Here is a 19,953-nt window from a genome sequence, read left to right on the forward strand (position 1 = left end):
CCATGATTGAGCGCCGTCCCATCCTCGATTTCATCAGCCACCTGGTGCTGATCCTCGGCGTGGCCATCGTCGCCTTTCCGGTGTACGTGGCCTTCGTCGCCAGCACGCAGACGCCGGAGCAGGCGGCAATGGCGCCGATCTCGCTGATTCCCGGCGACCAGTTCTTCCACAACTATGCGTCGGTCATCATCAGCGGCGCGTCCGGCAACGCGGCGGTGCCGCCGGTGGCGCGCATGATGTGGGTGAGCCTGGCGTCGGCATTGATCATCGCCATCGGCAAGATCACGATTTCGATGCTGTCGGCATTCGCGATCGTCTACTTCCGCTTCGCGGGGCGCGGCTTTTTCTTCTGGATGATCTTCATCACGCTGATGCTGCCGGTCGAAGTGCGCATCACGCCGACCTACCAGGTGGTGTCGGACTTCGGCATGCTCAACAGTTACGCCGGCCTGACCATACCGCTGATCGCATCGGCCACCGCCACCTTCCTGTTCCGGCAGTTTTTCCTGACCGTGCCCGACGAGCTGGCGGAAGCGGCGCGCATCGACGGCGCGGGGCCGATGCGCTTCTTCAAGGATGTGCTGTGGCCGCTGTCGCGCACCAACATCATCGCGCTGTTCGTGATCATGTTCATCTATGGCTGGAACCAGTATCTGTGGCCGCTGCTGGTGGCGACCGAGCAGAGCATGTATCCGATCGGCATCGGCATCAAGACCATGATCACCGGCGGCGACGCGGCCATCGAATGGAACATGGTGATGGCCACGCTGATCCTGGCCATGCTGCCGCCGGGACTGGTGGTGGTCATCATGCAGAAATGGTTCGTCAAGGGTCTGGTGGACTCCGAAAAATAAACGAATGAACAAGACAGGGGATCCGGTGCTCCAACGCGGGATCGCTCAGGGACGCAGGCACACATGGCACAAGTACATCTGAAAAACATCACCAAGACCTACGGCAAGGGCGCAAAGGGCGTCGATGTCATCCATGGCATTTCCATCGATATCGCCGACGGCGAATTCATCGTCATGGTCGGCCCTTCCGGCTGCGGCAAGTCGACGCTGCTGCGCATGGTGGCGGGACTGGAGGAAATCACCGGCGGCGACATCGTGATCGGCGACCGCGTGGTCAACAACCTGGAACCGAAGGACCGCGACATCGCGATGGTGTTCCAGAACTATGCGCTGTATCCGCACATGAGCGTGTACGAGAACATGGCGTATGGACTGAAGATCCGCAAGTTTTCCAAGGCGGACATCGATACGCGGGTGCAGAAGGCGGCCAGGATCCTGGAACTCGGCGCGCTGCTCGACCGCACGCCGCGCCAGCTTTCCGGCGGCCAGCGCCAGCGGGTTGCGATGGGCCGCGCCATCGTGCGCGAGCCGGCGGTATTCCTGTTCGACGAGCCGCTGTCGAATCTCGATGCCAAGCTGCGGGTGCAGATGCGGCTGGAAATCCAGAAGATGCATCGCGCGCTCGGCACCACCAGCCTGTATGTGACCCATGACCAGGTGGAGGCGATGACGCTGGGGCAGCGCATGATCGTGATGAACGCCGGCCGCGCGGAACAGATCGGCACGCCGGCCGAGGTTTACGGCAAGCCCGCCACCACCTTCGTCGCCAGCTTCATCGGTTCGCCGCCGATGAACCTGCTGCCCGGCAAGCTCGGCATCGACGGTACGCAGTTCATGCTCGGCGATGGCGCCGGCATCACCTTGCCGGGCGCGATGGGATCACTGGCCAATCGCGATTGCATTCTCGGCGTGCGACCGGAGCATCTGGTTCTCGGCAGGCCGGGCATTGCGATGCAGGTGGAAATGGTGGAGGCCTTGGGCGCCGATGTCCTGGTGCATGCGCAGGCCGGCGGCCATCCGCTGGTGATCCGCGCGCCGGCGGGAATTGCGGTTGAGGCCGGGCAGCAGGTGCAGGCGGGGTTCGAAGCGGCGGCCATGCACTGGTTTGATCCGCAGAGTACGCGGCGGATCGACGTGTAGCGAAAGCCCGGACGCTGGCGCCTCGATGAGGGAAATAACCTGGCACCGGTCCTGACTCCCCTCTCCCGCAGGCGGGAGAGGGGCCGGGGGTGAGGGCGGCGTTAAAACCGCATGAGGTCGTACGATCCCCTCAACCCCAACCTTCACTCAAGCACCGAGTGTTTGCAAAGCTCCGCCTGCGGGACAAGGGAGCTCGTCCAAATCAAGCCTCCGCCGTCTCCGCCTCGTCCAGCATCATCACCCCGTGCAAGTCGCAGGCAAGCACCGCCTGCCGCACCGCCTCGATCGCCGGCCTGCGGGTAAAGCTCTTGCGCCAGGCAATCACGACGCGGCGCGACGGTCCGGGTTCCTTGAACGGCACATAGCGCAGCATGCCGTCCTTGGCCTGCATGTCGGGCACCGAAGCCTGCGGCAGCACCGTGATGCCGATCCCGGAAGCCACCATGTGGCGGATGGTTTCCAGCGACGAACCCTCGAAGGTGCGCGCAATGCCGTCGCCGGAGGTGGAGAAGCGCGCCATCTCGGGGCACACTTCCAGCACCTGGTCACGGAAACAATGGCCATTGCCGAGCAGCAGCATGGTTTCCGATTTCAGCTCTTCCGCATCGATGGCGTCACGGCTGGCCCAGGCATGGTGCTTGGGAAGCGCAACCACGAAGGGTTCGTCATACAGCGGTTGCACCATCAAGCCCTGGTCGGCGAAGGGCAGGGCCATGATGGCGGCGTCGAGTTCGCCCTGGCGCAGCAGTTCGATCAGCTTGGTGGTGAAATTTTCCTGCAGCACCAGCGGCATCTGCGGCACCGTTTCGATCATGGTCTTGACCAGGGGCGGCAGCAGGTAGGGCGCGACCGTGTAAATGACGCCGAGGCGCAAGGGCCCGGCGAGCGGGTCCTTGTTCTGCTTGGCGATTTCCTTGATGGCCGCCGTCTGTTCCAGCACGCGCTCGGCCTGGGCGACGATCTGCGAGCCCAGCGGCGTCATCGAGATTTCGGTGCCGCCGCGTTCGAAAATGGTGACGCCAAGTTCGTCCTCCAGCTTCTTGATGGCGACCGACAGCGTCGGCTGCGCAACGAAGCAGGCTTCGGCTGCATGTCCGAAATGTTTTTCACGTGCAACGGCAACGATATATTTCAATTCAGTCAGTGTCATGTGTACTGCTTACCTCAATGCTTGACGGGAGAGGGATCACTCCGTATTTTCCAAAATCAATTGATTTTTTAAGTTCGATAGTGACAGTATATAAGCTATTCCGGGATTTGCAGCAAATGGATCTGCCGGCGCGAGCGGCGATCGCATTCGATGCCAAAACCATGCCGGCGTTCGCGGTTGGCATGAAGCGTGGCGAGCCTCATACCTTCAGGAATTCCTCGCGCCCGCCCAGCCAGCGCGCCAGATGCGCCTCGACGGTGGCAGGGTCGTTCTGCAGCAGCATCTGTGCGAGACCGCGCGCCTTATCGACAAGCCATTGGTCCCGTTCCAGGTCGGCGAAGCGCAGCATCGCCTCACCCGACTGCCGCGCCCCGAGGAATTCCCCCGGCCCGCGTATTTCCAGGTCGCGCCGCGCGATCTCGAAACCATCGGTGGTTTCCCGCATCGTCATCAGTCGCTGCTTGGCGACCTGTCCGACCGGGCTCTGGTAGAGCAGCAGGCAGATGCTCGCCGCCGAACCCCGGCCGACGCGTCCGCGCAGCTGGTGCAGCTGCGACAGGCCGAACCTCTCCGCATGCTCGATCACCATCAGCGAGGCATTCGGCACGTCGACGCCCACCTCGATCACCGTGGTGGCGACCAGCACATGCACCTCCGCGCGGGTGAAGGCATCCATCACGACCTGCTTCTCCGCCGGTTTCATGCGCCCGTGCACCAGTCCCACCCGCAGGTCGGGCAGGGCGGCCGACAGCGCGGCATGGGTATCGGTCGCGGTCTGCAACTGCAGCGCTTCCGACTCCTCGATCAGCGGACAGACCCAGTACACCTGCCGGCCTTCGAGCGCCGCCGCATGCACCCGCTCGATCACTTCCTCGCGCCGGTTCTGGTCGATCACCCGGGTGACGATCGGCGTCCTGCCCGGCGGCAGCTGGTCGATCACCGACACTTCCAGGTCGGCGTAATAGGTCATGGCCAGCGTGCGCGGAATCGGCGTGGCAGACATCATCAGCTGGTGCGGCACGGTCTGATCGCCTTGTCCCGCGTTCCTCCCGGCGTTCCCGGGACCGACGCCCGCCGCATCCAGCCCCTTCGCATCGAGCCCCTTGTTGCGCAGCGCCAGCCGCTGGCCGACGCCGAAGCGATGCTGTTCATCCACGATCACCAGGCCGAGCCGGGTGAATTCCACGCCTTCCTGGATCAGCGCATGCGTGCCGATCACGAGATGGGCTTCGCCGGAGCCGATCATCGCCTGCGCCGCTTCCTTTTCCTTCTTCTTCAGGCTGCCCGTCAGCCAGGCGACCCGCACGCCGAGCGGCTCCATCCACTGTGCGATCTTGCGGAAATGCTGCTCGGCGAGGATTTCGGTGGGCGCCATCAGCGCCGCCTGGAAGCCGCTGTCGATGGCCTGCGCCGCCGCCAGCGCGGCGACCACGGTCTTGCCGCTGCCGACATCGCCCTGCAGCAGGCGCTGCATCGGAAAGGACTCGCGCAGGTCGGCACGAATCTCGGCCAGCACCCTCTGCTGGGCATCGGTCAGCTGGAAGGGCAGGGCCTTGAGGAAAGCTTCCGAGAGAGTGCCGACGACCGGCAGGGCCGCCGCGCCTTTCGCGCGCCGCGCCTGCTGCGCCCGCTTGAGCGACAGCTGCTGCGCCAGCAGTTCATCGAACTTCATGCGCGTCCAGGCGGGATGGGTGCGCTCCATCAGCGCATGTTCGTCGACGTCCGGCGGCGGATTGTGCAGCAGCTTCACCGACGGCTCGAAGCCTTGCAGCTGCAGCGAATCCAGTAATGCCGGCGACAGGGTGTCGCGCCAGTCCACGCGCTTGAGCGCATTGGAGATGGCCTTGCGCAGGTAGGACTGCGACAGGCCCTCGCCGGCGGGATAGACCGGTGTCAGCGAATCGGGCAGCGGATCGCCTTCCTCGACCACCTTGTAAGTCGGATGCACCATCTCGGCGCCGAAAAAACCGTGGCGGATTTCACCGCGCGCGCGGATGCGCACGCCGACCGCGAACTGCTTGACCTGGCTGCCGTAGAAATTGAGAAAGCGCATCACCAGCGAGCCGCTGTCGTCGGCGATCGTCACCACCAGCTGGCGGCGCGGCCGGTACTGGATGTCGCAGTCGGTGACCAGGCCTTCGACCTGGGCCGCGTTGCCGCCCATGAAGCCGGCGTCGCTGATCGGCCGGATCTGGGTTTCATCCTCGTAGCGCATCGGCAGATGCAGCACCAGATCCATGTCGCTGCGCAGGCCGAGCTTGGCCAGCTTGCTTTCGTTGGTGGCTTTCGGCTTCGGCTTGGCCTTGGCCTTGGGCTTCTCATCAGCCTTGGCCTTGGCCTGGTCCGGGCTCTTCTCGGGGGCGGCTGGCGTGGGCTTGGAGTCAGGCATACGTGAATCGGGCGGCAAGGCGTAAAATAGCGGGTTTTGTTTGCGGAAGTCGGCGTATCACGCAGTTCGACACTGCCAATCCGATACCGGTTGCAGCGATTGCAGTCAAGGGCGCGCCTGCCATTGTATGGCAATCTTGCCAAGTCGGGCAGCGCCGTTGCATACCGGATAACGCCATTGCGCGCCGACCGCCGCCTCGTTCTAGCGATCCTGAAGCATGTATTCCCTTTCCGATTTCGATTTCGACCTGCCGCAAGATTTGATCGCGCAACTGCCGCTGCCCGAGCGCAGCGCGTCGCGCCTGCTGCATGTCGACGGCGACCGCCCGGTCGACCGCGCCTTCGCTGACCTTGTCGATCTGCTCATGCCGGGCGATCTGCTGGTCTTCAACAATACCCGGGTGCTGAAGGCCCGCTTCTTCGGCGCCAAGGAGACCGGCGGCAAGGTCGAGGTGCTGGTCGAGCGGGTGCTCGACAACCGTACCGTGCACGCCCAGGTGCGCGCCTCCAAGTCGCCCCAGCCCGGCAGCCGCATACGCCTGGCCGATGCCTTCGATGTCACGGTCGGCGAACGCGCCGGCGAATTCTTCACGCTGAGCTTTCCCGAGGATGTGTTCGAACTGATCGAGGCCCACGGTCGCCTGCCGCTGCCGCCCTACATCGAGCATGCCGCCGATGCCGTCGACGAGCAGCGTTACCAGACCGTCTATGCGAAGGAGCCTGGCGCGGTCGCCGCGCCCACCGCCGGCCTGCACTTCGACCAGCCGCTGCTCGACAGGCTGCGGGCCAAGGGCGTGCGTTTCGCTTACGTGACGCTGCATGTGGGCGCCGGCACTTTCCAGCCGGTGCGCACCGAAAACCTGGCCGAGCACAAGATGCACAGCGAGTGGTACACCATCGCGCAGGACACCGTCGATGCCGTGCGCGCGACCAAGGCTGCCGGACGCAGCGTGGTGGCCGTCGGCACCACCAGCATGCGTGCGCTGGAATCGGCCTCGCAGTCGGGCGAACTGCAGGCCGGCAGCGCCGATACCGCGCTGTTCATCACGCCGGGCTATGCCTTCAAGACGGTCGACCGCCTGGTGACCAATTTCCATCTGCCCAAATCCACGCTGCTGATGCTGGTGTCGGCCTTCGCCGGCTACCGGCAGATCCGCGACGCCTATGCGCATGCGATACAGCAGCGCTACCGTTTCTTCAGCTATGGCGACGCCATGCTACTGACCCGACTCTGAATTCCGACATGCTCAATTTCAAACTACTCAAGACCGACGGCAAAGCCCGCCGCGGCCAGCTGACGCTCAACCACGGCGTGGTGGAAACCCCGATTTTCATGCCGGTCGGCACCTACGGTTCGGTCAAGGCGATGTCGCCGCTCGAACTCGAGGAAATCGGCGCCCAGATCATTCTCGGCAACACTTTCCACCTGTGGCTGCGTCCCGGTCTGGACGTGGTCGGCAAGTTCGAGGGCCTGCACCGCTTCATCGGCTGGAGCAAGCCCATCCTGACCGACTCCGGCGGTTTCCAGGTGTTTTCGCTGGGCGCGATGCGCAAGATCACGGAAGAGGGCGTGAAGTTCGCCTCGCCGATCAATGGCGACAAGCTGTTCCTGTCCCCGGAAATCTCGATGCAGATCCAGCGCGTGCTCAATTCCGACATCGTGATGCAGTTCGACGAATGCACGCCGTACCAGATCGGCGACCGCCCCGCCACCGAGGACGAGGCCGGCAAGTCGATGCGCATGTCGCTGCGCTGGGCCAAGCGCTCGCGTGATGAATTCGACAAGGGGGAAAACCCGAACGCCCTGTTTGGCATCGTGCAGGGCGGCATGTACGAGAACCTGCGCGACGAGTCGCTGGCAGGGCTGCAGGAAACCGGTTTCGAAGGCTACGCCATCGGCGGCCTGTCGGTCGGCGAACCGAAAGAGGACATGATGCGGGTGCTGGAGCACGTCGGCCCGCGCCTGCCGGCCGACAAGCCGCATTACCTGATGGGCGTCGGCACGCCGGAAGACCTGGTGGCCGGCGTGGCCAACGGCGTCGACATGTTCGACTGCGTCATGCCGACCCGCAATGCGCGCAACGGCTGGCTGTTCACCCGCTTCGGCGATCTGAAGATCAAGAATTCCCGCTATAAAGATGATGAAAAGCCGCTGGATGAAAGCTGCGGCTGTTATGCATGCCGCAACTTCTCCCGCGCCTACCTGTACCACCTGCACCGGGCGGGCGAGATCCTCGGCGCGCGCCTGAACACCATTCACAACCTGCACTATTACCTGCAGCTGATGAAGGAAATCCGCGCAGCCATTGACGAAGATCGCTTCCAGGCTTTTGTCATCCAGTTCCACGCCGACCGCGCGCGCGGCGTCTAGCGCGCAATCGCCTCGGCCGGCCGCGCTGCCTGTCCCCGGCCGGCCATGCCGGAATGCCATCGGCGCAAGGCCGGCTGCCATTCCGGCAAGCGTTCGGAAGACTTTCCCGAACGCTCAAGAATCGCATTCCCGGGTGTTAGAATCACGGGTTGATCACCATTACAACCCGGAGTTAAAAAAGTGTTCATTTCCAACGCCTACGCACAAACCGCCGCCGCAGGTCCCGAGAGCAGCCTGATGAGCTTCCTGCCCATCATCCTGATGTTCATCGTGCTGTACTTCCTGATGATTCGTCCGCAGATGAAGCGTCAGAAAGAGCAGAAAGCCATGATGGACGCGCTCGCCAAGGGCGATGAAGTCATTACCGCCGGCGGCATCGTCGGCAAGGTGTCCAAGGTAACCGACGCCTATGTCACGCTGGAAGTCGCCGACGGCACCGAAATCGTCGTCCAGAAAGCCGCTGTTTCCACCTTGTTGCCCAAGGGCACCATCAAGGCGCTGTAACGTAGCGCGGAAAGCCAAGGCAAGCGCCGGCCATCCGCGGCGCTTCCTGCGGGCGCAGCGCCCGCTCAACATGCAAGTTGAATCCTATGAATCGCTACCCCATCTGGAAATACATCCTCATCCTGCTGGTGCTCACCTTCGGTGTGCTCTACACGGTGCCCAATTTCTTCGGCGAGTCGCCGGCGGTGCAGGTCAGCAGCGCCAAGGCCACCGTCAAGGTCGATCAGTCGACCCTGGTACGGGTTGACGAAGCCCTGAAAAAAGCCGGCATCGCCGCCGACGGCGTGCAGTTCGACGTGGCGGGCAACCAGGGCTCGGTGCGTGCGCGTTTCCACGACACCGATACCCAGTTCCGCGCCAAGTCGCTGCTGGAAAAATCGCTCAACAGCGACCCCGCCGATCCGACCTACATCGTTGCCTTCAACCTGCTGCCCAATACGCCGCAGTGGCTGCAGAACATCCGTGCGCTGCCGATGTATCTGGGTCTCGACCTTCGCGGCGGCGTGCACTTCCTGATGCAGGTGGATACCAAGGCGGTAGTGAGCAAGCGCATGCAGGGTCTGCAGACCAGCGTGCGCAGCCTGCTGCGCGACAAGAACGTGCGCCATGCCGGCATCAGCCGCAACGGCGACCAGATCGTGGTGCTGTTCCGTGACGAAGACACCCGCAACAAGGCGCGCGAAGTGCTGGTTGCCCAGCTCGGCGACCTGGCGCTGCAGGATGCCGCGGAAGGCGCGGATCTCAAGCTGATCGGAACCTTCCGGCCGGAAGCGCTCAAGCGCACCGTCGAGGAAGCCGTGCAGCAGAACATCAGCACCCTGTCCAAGCGCGTCAATGAACTCGGCGTGGCCGAGCCGATCATCCAGCGCCAGGGCGCCGACCGTATCGTCGTGCAGTTGCCCGGCGTGCAGGACGTCTCGCGCGCCAAGGACATCATCGGCCGCACGGCAACCCTCGAAGTGCGCATGGTCGATGAAAGCGTGATGCGCGGCACCGAGGAAACCGCCGCCGTGCCGCTCGGCTCGGAACTGTTCAAGATCGGCAAGGGCGCACCGGTGGTGCTGTACAAGGACCCGGTCATCACCGGCGAATACATCTCCAGCGCCAGCGCCAGCTTCGACCAGAACCAGCAGCCGGCGGTCAGTATCGACCTCAACGGCGACGGCGGCCGCCGCATGCGCGACGCCACGCGCAGCAAGATCGGCAAGTCGATGGCCATCGTGCTGTTCGAAAAGAACAAGGGCGAGGTACTGACGGTAGCCACCATCCGCGACGAACTCGGCTCCCGCTTCCAGATCACCGGCATGGGTTCGGCCGAAGCGGCCAACGACCTTGCGCTGCTGCTGCGCGCCGGTTCGCTGGCGGCGCCGATGGAGATCATCGAGGAAAGCACCATCGGCCCGCAGCTTGGCGCCGAAAACATCCAGAAGGGCTTCAACTCGACGCTGTACGGCTTCGCGGCGATCGCCATCTTCATGATCGTCTACTACCACCTGTTCGGCTTCTTCAGCGTGTTCGCACTCGCGGTCAACCTGATGCTGCTGATCGCCGTGCTGTCGCTGATGCAGGCGACGCTGACCCTGCCGGGCATGGCGGCGATCGCCTTCACGCTGGGCATGGCGATCGACGCCAACGTGCTGATCAATGAACGTATCCGCGAAGAACTGCGTGCCGGCAATTCGCCGCAGGCGGCCATCGCGACCGGCTTCGACCGCGCCTGGGCCACGATTCTGGACTCGAACGTGACCACCATGATCGCCGGCCTCGCGCTGCTGATCTTCGGTTCCGGCGCGATCCGCGGCTTTGCGGTGGTGCACTGCATCGGCATCCTGACTTCCATCTTCTCGGCAGTCTTTGTCTCGCGCGGCGTTGCCAACCTGTGGTACGGACGCAAGAAGCGCCTGGCCAGCGTATCGATCGGCCAGGTGTGGAAGCCCAATGCCTGATGCCTGATGGCCGATGCTTTCGGCCCATGGTGCGATGATGTGATGATGCGCCATGGCGCCAGTCGCCTCCTGCAGATAGTCTGCGAGGCGCACCCGATGAAGAATGATTGCGGTTTGATGGGTGCCTGAAAAAGGCGCAGGCTTGCTTTGCAAGGCGGCGCCGACGGCAAGACCCGAAAGGAAAAAGTAATGGAGTTGTTCCGGATTAAGAAGGATATTCCCTTCATGCGCCATGCGTTGATCTTCAACGTGATCTCGGCGCTTACCTTTGTCGCGGCAGTGTTCTTCCTGTTCTACAAGGGCCTGCATCTGTCGATCGAATTCACCGGCGGCACGGTGGTCGAGGTTGTCTACAACAAGCCGGCCGATCTGGAAAAGGTGCGCACCTCGATTGAGGGTCTCGGCTACACCGATACCCAGGTGCAGAGCTTCGGCACCGCCCAGAACGTGATGATCCGTCTGCCCGCGCGCAAGGATGTGAGCTCGGCGCAGCAGAGCGAGCGGGTGATGGCCACGCTCAAGGCCGACGACAGCAGCGTGCAGCTGCACCGAGTCGAATTCGTCGGCCCCCAGGTCGGCGATGAACTGACGCACGACGGCCTGCTGGCGCTCGGCATGGTGATCATCGGCATCGTGATCTATCTGGCCTTCCGCTTCGAATGGAAGTTCGCCATTGCCGCCATCATCGCGAACCTGCATGACGTGGTGATCATCCTCGGCTTCTTCGCGTTCTTCCAGTGGGAATTCTCGCTGACCGTGCTGGCGGCGGTGCTCGCCGTGCTCGGCTATTCGGTGAATGAATCGGTGGTGGTGTTCGACCGGGTGCGCGAAACCTTCCGCGACCGGCGCTACGGCAAGCTCGGCACGGACGAGGTGATGAACCATGCGATCACCAGCACGATCTCGCGCACCATCATCACCCACGGCTCAACCCAGATGATGGTGCTGTCGATGCTGCTGGTCGGCGGCGCGACCCTGCATTATTTCGCGATTGCGCTGACCATCGGCATCCTGTTCGGCATCTATTCCTCGGTGTTCGTTGCCGCAGCCGTCGCCATGTGGTTGGGCGTCACCCGCGAAGACCTGATCAAGCCGGTCAAGGAAAAGGACGAGACCGACGGCGCCGTCGTCTAAACGAAGAGCCCGGACTGCCCAGGCAAAAAGGCCAGCCGCGGGGCTGGCCTTTTTTCGTCTACACTTTCCCTGTGAGCCATCGGAAGCAAGGAGCAAACATGAAAAAAGTGCGTGTCTGGGATCTGCCGGTTCGCCTGTTCCACTGGGCGCTCGTGGTGCTGATCGCCGTTGCGGTGATTACCCAGAAAATCGGCGGCAATGCGATGGAATGGCATTTCCGCGCCGGCTATTCGATACTGGCGCTGCTTGCCTTCCGCATTGTCTGGGGCCTGGTGGGCCCGCGTTACGCCCGGTTTTCCAGTTTCCTCTATGGGCCTTCCACCATCGTCGGTTATGTCCGCGGCGGCACGGAAGCGCTCAAGCGAAAGTATCTCGGGCACAATCCGCTCGGCAGCCTTTCGGTATTCGCCCTGCTCGGCGCGGTGCTGGCGCAGGCGGTCAGCGGCCTGTATGCGAACGACGACATCGCCAGCGAAGGCCCCCTGGTGAAATTCATCAGCAAGGAATTGTCGGACCAAATCACCTGGTTCCACAAGGATGTGTCCGCCAACCTGATCTACATACTGGTGGCGATGCATATTCTCGCGATCGTTTTCTACCATGTCCGCAAGCGGCAGAATCTCGTCAGACCCATGCTGACCGGGGACCATGAAGTGGATTTCGAGGCCCCGCCGGCCAACGACACCTGGGGCATGCGTCTGCTTGCCGTCGTCATTCTTGCCTTGTGCGCCGCGGCAGTCTACTGGCTCATCAGCCTGCCGGCAAAAGGCATGTAGGAAAGCCGTGAGGCAGGCTCGGGCCCGGCACATGGTCCTTCAGCCCGCCGCCGGAATGAAAACGCCCGGCCATGGGCCGGGCGCATCGTACAGACATTGGCGATGTCATGCCTTGGAAATTGGCACTGGTATTACTTGTTGCGGTAGTTGTCGTGGCAAGCCTTGCATGACTGGCCGACGGCGCCGAATGCGGTCTTGATCGCATTCAGGTCGCCCGACTTCGATGCGGCGGACAGCTTGCCAACCTCGGCCTGCATCTTGTCGGCGGCCGCCTTGAACTTGTCCTGTTCTTTCCAGATTTCCGGCTTGGCTTTGGAATTGGCGGCTTCCGAGCCCTGCGGGAAGGCGGTCCAGGGCAGCTTCGACACCATCTCCATCACGGCCACGTCCGCTTCAACCGATGCCTTGTCATAGGGCTTTTCGCCCTTGACCACCGCGCCGACGCGTCCGGTATGCGCACCCAGCAGGGTGAACGCCGCCTGGCGGTATTTCACGGCATCTTCCGGCTTGGCGAATTGCGCCTGGGCCGTGAACGGCGCGGCGAGCATGGCAGTCAGGGTAATGCTGGCTAACGCAAGTTTCATACACTCTCCTTGTGAACGGATGAACAGCTGGCTTCCCTAGCGGACGTTGGTGCAGGACGAACCGGGCAGACAAGGCAGCAATCAGCCCGGTTTCGGCATGGTGGCGTCCAGATGGCTTTTCAGCTTTGCCAGCTCGCGGTCGAGCGCGGCAAAGTCTTCGTCACTGTAGCCCAAAAACGCTTGCTTGCAAAATTGTATATGCGGCCCGAACAGCCGTTCGAACTCGGCCTGGCCCTGTTCGGTGAGCCGTACGATCATGCTGCGCCGGTCTTCCAGGCAGCAGGTGCGTATCACCAGCCCCTTTTCCTCGAGGCGGTCAACAATGCCGGTCAGCGTTCCCTTGGTGATGAGCGTCTTCTGCCCCAGTTCCTTGAATGACATGCCCTCGGTATTGCCAAGGGTGGCAAGGATGTCGAATTGCGGCGAAGTCAGTCCCAGCGTGCGCACATGGGTATCGGAGATGTGCTGGAAGGCATGGAAGCATTCCGCGAGCAGGCGGATGCTGCGCAGGTAACGTTCTTTTTTCATGGGTCGCGCGGTGAATCGATCAATCAGGAATAAAAAAAGCCGGCGCAGTCTGCAGCCGGCTTTGGCGAAACAATCCGCGATCAGTCGGCGATCAGCGCTTCTACCTGGATGGCCAGCTTCACGTCCGGGGAGAACATCGGCGTGGCGTAATTCAGGCCGAAGTCGGTACGCTTGAATTCGCCGGACGCATCGGCGCCGCAGACTTCACGCTTGAGCATCGGATGCTGGATGCACTTGAATTTGTTGATCGTCAGGTTCACCGGCTTGGTCACGCCCAGCATGGTCAGCTCGCCTTCGACGGCCACCGGGGTGTCGCCGTTGAACTTGATCGACTTGCCCTTGTAGGTGATGGTCGGATGCTGCGCCACGTTGAACATGTCCTTGTTCTTTGCGTGGTCGTTCATCTTGGCATGACCGAAATCGATGGAGTTCGCATCGATGGTGATGTCCATGCTGCCGCTCTTGGCCTTGCGGTCCAGGTTGATGGTGCCGCTGGTCTTGGTAAACTTGCCGCGCCAGACGGAAATGCCCATGTGATCGGCTTCAAAGCTCGGGTAGGTGTGGTTGGGCTCGATGTTGTAGGTCTGGGCGAATGCGGAAGTCGCGCTGGCCGCGAGCAGGGCGGCGGCAAGATACTTGAATGTCATGAAAACTCCTTGTGAGATGACTGGACTGACTGCGTTTATTGTGCCGCGACGACGCGGAACTTGATGACAACTTCATCGGCGACCATGCTGGTGTCTTTCCATTCACCTTCGCCGATATTGAAGGCCAGCCGCTTGATGGGCAGCGCGCCTTCGAAAACCTGGGTGGTGCCTTCTTTCTTCACGCTCAGCGGAAAGGCGACATCGGCGGTCTTGCCCTTGATGGTCAGCTTGCCGACGACATCCAGCTTGCCGCCGGCGGCGGGCTTGAGCGCGGTCGATACGAAGCTGGCCTTGGGAAACTGCGCGCCGTTGAACCATTCCTTCTTCTGGACTTCCTTGTTGTACTCGGCATCACCGAGGTCGAAGCTGGGAACGTCGATGTCGATGGCAGCCTTGGCAGCTTCCGGCTTGGCGGCGTCATAATCGATCTGGGCCGTGAATTTCTTGAACTTGGCTTCCACCGGCACATTCATCTGCTTGAAGACCGCGGATACGCTGCTCTTGGCGGGATCGGTCTTGAGGACGGCCGCGAGAGCGGGCAGTGCAAGAACCAGGGCTGCAGCCGCGGCGGTGCGGCTCAGGACGTGGGAAATCGACATCGTTGGAATCCTTATGGAAAAGAGGGCAGCGGGAAGCATCAGGGCAGCATGCGCTTGAGCACGCCGTCCCGGTCAATGAACTGGTGCTTGAGAGCGGCCGCAACATGCACGATGAACAGGGCGAGCAGCGTCATGTTGAGCCAGTAGTGAACGGACTTGAGCAGCGGCTTCAGCTCGGGATTGGGCTCGATCAGCGCCGGCATGGGGATGACGCCGAGGTAGACCACCGGGACGCCGGCCGCCAGGCTGTACAGATAACCGGATACCGGAATGGCGAACATCAGCATGTAGAGCAGTCCATGCAATCCATGCGCAGCGCTCTGCTGCCATCCGGCCATGCCGGCGGGGTAGGCCGGGGCCTTGTGCCCCAGGCGCCACAGCAGGCGAAGGCAGGCGAAACCGAGGACGGTAATGCCCAGCCACTTGTGCCAGGAAAAATACTTGAGCTTGGTCGGCGTGATGCCGGGAATGTCGACCATGGTCACGCCCAGGGCAAACGCGGCGATGATAAGCAGGCCGATGAGCCAATGCAGCAGGATCGCGGGAAGAGTGTAGCGCGGCATTATTTTACTTATGGCAATTAGTTCGAATTAGGACTAAATGTACCACAGAACTTTTCATGCTTGCAGGCGACATGGGTACGCGCCTGTACCGGCGAACCTGCAGTGACGTAGTGTCGTGTCGGGATGGGGAGAATGGAGTCGGCGGCGAGTAGATGGAACGGGTACTCGCCGCCGCAATGGCGGGATTGGCATTAGAGCGGTTTCACCCCGCCCTGCCTGACGCTCCCGGACGGATTGGCATTGGCATTGGCACGGCGTTGTGACTCCTGGCCATGTCGCGTCGTCACGGCTTGTTCCAGCGGCAATCCGCCTCGGCCTCGACCAGACCGGTCAAGGCGAAAACGCTCTAGATAGCGCGCGCCAGTTTTTCGGCGTGGCCGATGTAATTGGCCGGTGTCATGGCCAGCAGATGATCCTTGGCCGCCTGCGGAATTGCCAGGCCATTGATGAATTCGCGCAGGGCTTCGCGGGAGATGCCCTTGCCGCGGGTGAGTTCCTTCAATTGCTCGTACGGATTCTCGATGCCGTAGCGGCGCATCACGGTCTGCACCGGTTCGGCCAGCACTTCCCAGGTGGCGTCCAGGTCTTCAGCCAGGCGCGCGGGGTTGACTTCGAGCTTGTTCAGGCCGCGCAGGCAGCTGTCATAGGCCAGCACCGCATAGCCGAAGGCCACGCCGATATTGCGAAGTACCGTCGAGTCGGTCAGGTCGCGCTGCCAGCGCGAGACCGGCAGCTTTTCCGACAGATGCTTGAGCACGGCGTTGGCCAGGCCGAGGTTGCCTTCGGAGTTTTCGAAATCGATCGGGTTGACCTTGTGCGGCATGGTCGACGAACCGATTTCCCCAGCCTTGGTGCGCTGCTTGAAATAGCCGAGGGAAATATAACCCCAGATGTCGCGGTTCAGGTCGAGCAGAATGGTGTTGACGCGGGCGACGGCGTCGAACAGTTCCGCCATGTAGTCATGCGGCTCGATCTGGATGGTGTAGGGATTGAATGTCAGGCCGAGGCGCTGCTCGATCACGTTCTTCGAGAAGTTTTCCCAATCGAATTCCGGATAGGCGGACAGGTGGGCGTTGTAGTTGCCGACCGCGCCGTTCATCTTGCCGAGCAGCTCGACACCGGCGATACGCTGTTCCGCGCGCTTGAGGCGAGCCACCACATTGGCGATTTCCTTGCCGAGCGTCGTCGGGCTGGCCGGCTGGCCATGGGTGCGCGACAGCATTGGCAGGGCGGCGTTGTCATGCGCCAGTTCGGTCAGCTTGGCGATGACTGCGCGCAGGGATGGCAGCAGCACGTCATTGCGCGCCGCCTTGAGCATCATGCCGTGCGAGGTGTTGTTGATGTCTTCCGAGGTGCAGGCAAAATGGATGAACTCGGTCGCGGCGACCAGTTCCGGCACGTCGGCGACCTTTTCCTTGAGCCAGTACTCGACCGCTTTCACGTCATGGTTGGTGACGGCTTCGATGGCCTTGATGCGCTCTGCATCGGTTTCGCTGAACTCATTGGCGAGCTTGTCCAGCAGTGCATTGGCGGAGGAGGAAAACGGTTTGATTTCCGCGAAGCCGGCTTGCGACAGGGCCTGAAGCCAGGCAATCTCCACCTTCACGCGATGATGCATGAAGCCGGCTTCGGACAGGATCGGGCGCAGCTTGTCGGTCTTGGCGGCGTAGCGGCCGTCCAACGGGGAAAGGGCGGAGAGAGCGGAAAGCGACATGATATGAAGTGCGGAGAAGTGAGTAAAAGTGCGCGCAATCGAGGGAATTGATGCGCCAAACCAGCGGAATCCGCCATTTTACCATTCTCGCCCGGCCCGAAAGCCAGGCCGGCTGCACGCCTTCAGCCAGGCCCCGGCGGATTCCGTGAGCTTGCTCAATGTTATAATCGTGTCCACTTCATACCATATCCATCTATGAAACTCATCGGTTCCATCGCCAGCCCCTACGTTCGCAAAGTCCGTGTCGTCATGGCGGAAAAAAAGCTCGACTACGAACTCATCCTGGAAAACGTCTGGGCGCCGGATACCAAGATCATGCAGTCCAATCCGCTCGGGAAAGTGCCCTGCCTGGTCATGGAGGACGGCGGCGCGATGTTCGACTCGCGGGTGATCGTCGAGTATCTGGATACTCTGACGCCGGTCTGCAAGCTGATTCCGCCCAACGGGCGCGAGCGCGCCGAAGTCAAATGCTGGGAAGCGCTGGCAGACGGCGTGCTCGATGCTGCGGTGGCGGTCAGGCTTGAGCGCACCCTGCGTCCGCAAGAACAGCAGAGCGAGGAATGGGTCAAGCGTCAGATGGACAAGGTGCACGCCGGCCTGAAGGCGATGTCCGCCGGTCTGAAGGACACTCCGTTCTGTACGGGCACGCATTACTCGCTGGCGGATGTGGCCGTCGGCTGCGCGCTGGGATGGCTTTCCTTCCGCTTCCCGGAAATCGACTGGCGCGGTGACTACCCTAATCTTGTGAAGCTGTTCGACAAATTATCGGAGCGGCAGTCGTTTAAGGATACTGTGCCGCATTGATTGCGGCGCCAGCCTGTGTTTGCCAGGCTGCTGCGCGGCCCGGATCCGTGCCTGTGGCGCTCGGCGTACTGTCCGTATGCTTGCGCTTTCGCTGCTTACCGCAACGCAGCGCAACGCACTGTGACCCCGAGCCACTTGCGACGCTTATCAGGCATAGGCCGCCGCACGTCCGCAGCGGCGCTTTTTGCGGAGAGGAATAATGCAAAAGGGCAGTCACCATGACTGCCCTTTTTTATTGGATCGACAGACGACAGAAGTCGGCTTGCCGGAAGCTTATTCGCCCATCTGGGACTGAAGGTAGTTCTGCAGTCCGACCTTGTTGATCAGGTCGAGCTGTGTCTCGATCCATTCGATGTGCTCTTCCGTGTCATCGAGAATGTCGACCAGGATCTCGCGGGAGACGAAATCGCCCGCGGCCTCGCAAGCCTTGATGCCGTCCTTCACTGTTTGCTGGGATGCCTGCTCCAGCTTGAGGTCGCATTCCAGCATTTCCGGCGTCGATTCGCCGATCATCAGCTTGTGCAGGGCTTGCAGATTGGGCAGGCCGTCCAGCATCAGGATGCGGTTGATCAGATTGTCGGCATGCTTCATTTCGCCGATGGATTCTTCGTATTCCTTCTTGCCGATCTTCTCAAAGCCCCAATGCCTGTACATGCGGGCATGCAGGAAATACTGGTTCACCGCGGTGAGTTCATTGGTCAGCTGCGCATTGAGCAGTCTGATGATATTGGGGTCGCCTTTCATGGGGGTCCTCTGCAAACGTGTCGTGAAGGGACGGACCTGTCGCTGCCAGTCATCCCGGGAAGTACACGCATGATAACGCACGATGTCGTTTTTTCCATCTACCACCATGCATTTCGTTAGCAGTAATCATTCGCACTTCGAACTGCATTCGAATGTGCGAGGACATGGTGTGCCGGGTGGTAAGGAAATGTCGCGCGAAAGAGTGGATATGAAGGTGGAAGAGCAGAGGTGAGCTTAATTGACCGGCCTGGCATGAGGGACAGTCAGGGAACGCGAATGGCAATGGCCGCCACCGTACCCGCGGGGGAACACGGCGCCCAGCCATGCAGTTCCTGCGATGAACGCCAGATTAGCTCAGGCGGCAAAGGCAGGGCGGAACATTACAGGTTGCGCTTCCAGCTCGCGTTCCTCGAGGCATTCGCGCAGTACGGTTTTGGCGCAGGAGTGGCATTTGCCGCAGCAGGTGCCGACGCCAAGCTGCTCGCGCAACTGCGGCATCGTGTTCACACCCTTGTCGACGGCTTGACGAATCTTTCGTTCAGAAACATTGTGGCAAACGCAAACAATCATTCATGCACCCTGTGGTTGTCTTCCAGTTATCTTCCAGTTGTCTTGCGGACGAGGCGGTGAAGCCCCGTCTTTACTTGTGTTTCCGCAGCGGGGTCAGGGCATCTGCATGCATGACCGGTGCTGCGTTCTGCTACGTTACTGCGATCCCAGTCGTCAATTTGGCCGGCTGCCTGTCACCAGGCGGAAAAAACGGTTCTGGCGCTGCGTCGATGCCATGGTGCGCTCGACAACAAGTGCCCACTGCTCCGACAGCTGCTGGCAGGTTGCCCGGAGTACCGGGGCCAGCTCGGGCACGTCGGCCAGTGCCTTCAAATGCCTTTCAATGACCGATGCCAGCTTGGTGCAAGCCCTGGACTCCTGGCTGTTGGCTGTGTAGTGCGACATCAGGTGCAGCACCGCGGATACCAGCAGTTCGGGTTGGGCCGGCGCATTGGCCGGTTCAAACAGCGCGGGATCGATTGTTTCGGTTGCCATCAGACATTCCTTTCCTTCGTTGTTTGCTGGCTACCGTACATTCTGCGACCGGCTGGCTGGCTGAATTCATGCGTAGCGTTGCGCCTTGGGCTATCCCTTATGCAGTCAGGATGAGTTTGTTCAGCTGCGTCAACCTCAAACGGTAGATCCTGCCGTGATGGTCAATCTCTACTTCGCGCTGCTGCTGCAACAGGTCTTCACTCTTGATCCTTGTTACCCGCGTACCCGCGTCAGGATCGGTCCCGGACGCCACGACAACGACTTCCTTCTGTTGCGTGCTTTGGTTCATGACCTTGTCCTTAAGTAAATGCGAACTATTCTTATTTCGATTATTGGCCAATTTAATCGGGATTGCAAGGGTTTTTCTATGAAGCCGCAACGCCAGTATGGGAAAGCGCAAAAAACGCAACAGCCGTATTGAGCGATGGAAATGAAACGTTGGAATTCAAGCGCCTTCACTGCT

At 61.5% G+C, this 19,953-nt stretch carries 21 protein-coding genes; 9 read left to right on the forward strand and 12 right to left on the reverse strand.

Going from position 1 to position 19,953, the window contains the following annotated elements:
* Nucleotides 1-2: 2 nt before the first annotated feature.
* Complete coding sequence (gene ugpE, locus FH061_RS15560; protein WP_151636755.1) at nt 3-854, forward strand: sn-glycerol-3-phosphate ABC transporter permease UgpE; 852 nt, start codon at nt 3-5, stop codon at nt 852-854.
* 63 nt (nt 855-917) lie between these two features.
* Nucleotides 918-1,994, forward strand: coding sequence for a sn-glycerol-3-phosphate import ATP-binding protein UgpC (locus FH061_RS15565; protein ID WP_151636756.1), 1,077 nt, complete (start codon nt 918-920; stop codon nt 1,992-1,994).
* Between the two features lie 202 nt (nt 1,995-2,196).
* Here FH061_RS15565 and FH061_RS15570 read toward each other — a convergent pair whose 3' ends face one another.
* Together FH061_RS15570 and recG are read right to left on the reverse strand one after the other, a co-directional pair.
* The gene (locus FH061_RS15570) at nt 2,197-3,144 is read right to left on the reverse strand and encodes a hydrogen peroxide-inducible genes activator (protein WP_151636757.1); all 948 of its coding nucleotides are present in this window, start codon (nt 3,142-3,144) and stop codon (nt 2,197-2,199) included.
* Between the two features lie 199 nt (nt 3,145-3,343).
* Nucleotides 3,344-5,533, reverse strand: coding sequence for an ATP-dependent DNA helicase RecG (gene recG / locus FH061_RS15575; RefSeq protein ID WP_151636758.1), 2,190 nt, complete (start codon nt 5,531-5,533; stop codon nt 3,344-3,346).
* A gap of 217 nt (nt 5,534-5,750) precedes the next feature.
* Between recG and queA the strand changes: the two genes are divergently transcribed.
* From queA to FH061_RS15605, 6 genes are all read left to right on the forward strand, one after another.
* The gene (gene queA, locus FH061_RS15580; RefSeq protein WP_151636759.1) at nt 5,751-6,767 is read left to right on the forward strand and encodes a tRNA preQ1(34) S-adenosylmethionine ribosyltransferase-isomerase QueA; all 1,017 of its coding nucleotides are present in this window, start codon (nt 5,751-5,753) and stop codon (nt 6,765-6,767) included.
* Nucleotides 6,768-6,775: 8 nt separating this feature from the next.
* Complete coding sequence (gene tgt / locus FH061_RS15585) at nt 6,776-7,903, forward strand: tRNA guanosine(34) transglycosylase Tgt (protein WP_151636760.1); 1,128 nt, start codon at nt 6,776-6,778, stop codon at nt 7,901-7,903.
* 237 nt (nt 7,904-8,140) lie between these two features.
* Complete coding sequence (gene yajC / locus FH061_RS15590; protein ID WP_264158744.1) at nt 8,141-8,407, forward strand: preprotein translocase subunit YajC; 267 nt, start codon at nt 8,141-8,143, stop codon at nt 8,405-8,407.
* 86 nt (nt 8,408-8,493) lie between these two features.
* Complete coding sequence (gene secD / locus FH061_RS15595; RefSeq protein WP_151636762.1) at nt 8,494-10,353, forward strand: protein translocase subunit SecD; 1,860 nt, start codon at nt 8,494-8,496, stop codon at nt 10,351-10,353.
* 189 nt (nt 10,354-10,542) lie between these two features.
* A complete protein-coding gene (gene secF, locus FH061_RS15600; RefSeq protein WP_151636763.1) occupies nt 10,543-11,487 on the forward strand; it encodes a protein translocase subunit SecF in 945 nt (314 codons plus the stop codon).
* Between the two features lie 98 nt (nt 11,488-11,585).
* Entirely contained in the window at nt 11,586-12,263 is a 678-nt protein-coding gene (locus FH061_RS15605; protein WP_151636764.1) for a cytochrome b/b6 domain-containing protein, read from the forward strand.
* Between the two features lie 131 nt (nt 12,264-12,394).
* Here FH061_RS15605 and FH061_RS15610 read toward each other — a convergent pair whose 3' ends face one another.
* The 6 genes from FH061_RS15610 to purB form a co-directional block, all read right to left on the reverse strand.
* Nucleotides 12,395-12,847 (reverse strand): c-type cytochrome, encoded by a 453-nt coding sequence (locus tag FH061_RS15610; RefSeq protein WP_151636765.1) that lies wholly within the window; start codon nt 12,845-12,847, stop codon nt 12,395-12,397.
* 81 nt (nt 12,848-12,928) lie between these two features.
* The gene (locus FH061_RS15615; protein WP_151636766.1) at nt 12,929-13,375 is read right to left on the reverse strand and encodes a MarR family winged helix-turn-helix transcriptional regulator; all 447 of its coding nucleotides are present in this window, start codon (nt 13,373-13,375) and stop codon (nt 12,929-12,931) included.
* An 80-nt stretch (nt 13,376-13,455) separates the two neighbouring features.
* Complete coding sequence (locus FH061_RS15620; protein ID WP_151636767.1) at nt 13,456-14,022, reverse strand: YceI family protein; 567 nt, start codon at nt 14,020-14,022, stop codon at nt 13,456-13,458.
* A gap of 35 nt (nt 14,023-14,057) precedes the next feature.
* The gene (locus FH061_RS15625; RefSeq protein WP_151636768.1) at nt 14,058-14,621 is read right to left on the reverse strand and encodes a YceI family protein; all 564 of its coding nucleotides are present in this window, start codon (nt 14,619-14,621) and stop codon (nt 14,058-14,060) included.
* A gap of 38 nt (nt 14,622-14,659) precedes the next feature.
* Nucleotides 14,660-15,184: a cytochrome b gene (locus FH061_RS15630; protein ID WP_151636769.1), complete on the reverse strand. Its 525-nt coding sequence runs from the start codon at nt 15,182-15,184 to the stop codon at nt 14,660-14,662.
* Nucleotides 15,185-15,530: 346 nt separating this feature from the next.
* Complete coding sequence (gene purB / locus FH061_RS15635; protein ID WP_151636770.1) at nt 15,531-16,898, reverse strand: adenylosuccinate lyase; 1,368 nt, start codon at nt 16,896-16,898, stop codon at nt 15,531-15,533.
* 195 nt (nt 16,899-17,093) lie between these two features.
* Here purB and FH061_RS15640 point away from each other — a divergent pair, with 195 nt between their 5' ends.
* Nucleotides 17,094-17,702 carry a glutathione S-transferase C-terminal domain-containing protein gene (locus FH061_RS15640; RefSeq protein ID WP_151636771.1) on the forward strand — a complete coding sequence of 203 codons (609 nt, stop codon included), beginning with the start codon at nt 17,094-17,096 and terminating at the stop codon, nt 17,700-17,702.
* A gap of 273 nt (nt 17,703-17,975) precedes the next feature.
* On the opposite strand, the gene bfr is transcribed toward FH061_RS15640, so the two are convergent.
* The 4 genes from bfr to hemP all read right to left on the reverse strand — a co-directional run bounded on the left by bfr (nt 17,976) and on the right by hemP (nt 19,779).
* Nucleotides 17,976-18,446, reverse strand: a complete 471-nt coding sequence (bfr, locus tag FH061_RS15645) for a bacterioferritin (protein ID WP_151636772.1) — start codon at nt 18,444-18,446, stop codon at nt 17,976-17,978.
* A 354-nt stretch (nt 18,447-18,800) separates the two neighbouring features.
* Nucleotides 18,801-19,016 (reverse strand): (2Fe-2S)-binding protein, encoded by a 216-nt coding sequence (locus tag FH061_RS15650; RefSeq protein WP_151636773.1) that lies wholly within the window; start codon nt 19,014-19,016, stop codon nt 18,801-18,803.
* Between the two features lie 153 nt (nt 19,017-19,169).
* Complete coding sequence (locus tag FH061_RS15655) at nt 19,170-19,490, reverse strand: hypothetical protein (protein WP_151636774.1); 321 nt, start codon at nt 19,488-19,490, stop codon at nt 19,170-19,172.
* 97 nt (nt 19,491-19,587) lie between these two features.
* Nucleotides 19,588-19,779, reverse strand: coding sequence for a hemin uptake protein HemP (gene hemP, locus FH061_RS15660; protein ID WP_151636775.1), 192 nt, complete (start codon nt 19,777-19,779; stop codon nt 19,588-19,590).
* Nucleotides 19,780-19,953 lie beyond the last annotated feature (174 nt).

The organism is Noviherbaspirillum aerium (genome assembly GCF_008929045.1).
Classification (GTDB): domain Bacteria; phylum Pseudomonadota; class Gammaproteobacteria; order Burkholderiales; family Burkholderiaceae_D; genus Noviherbaspirillum; species Noviherbaspirillum aerium.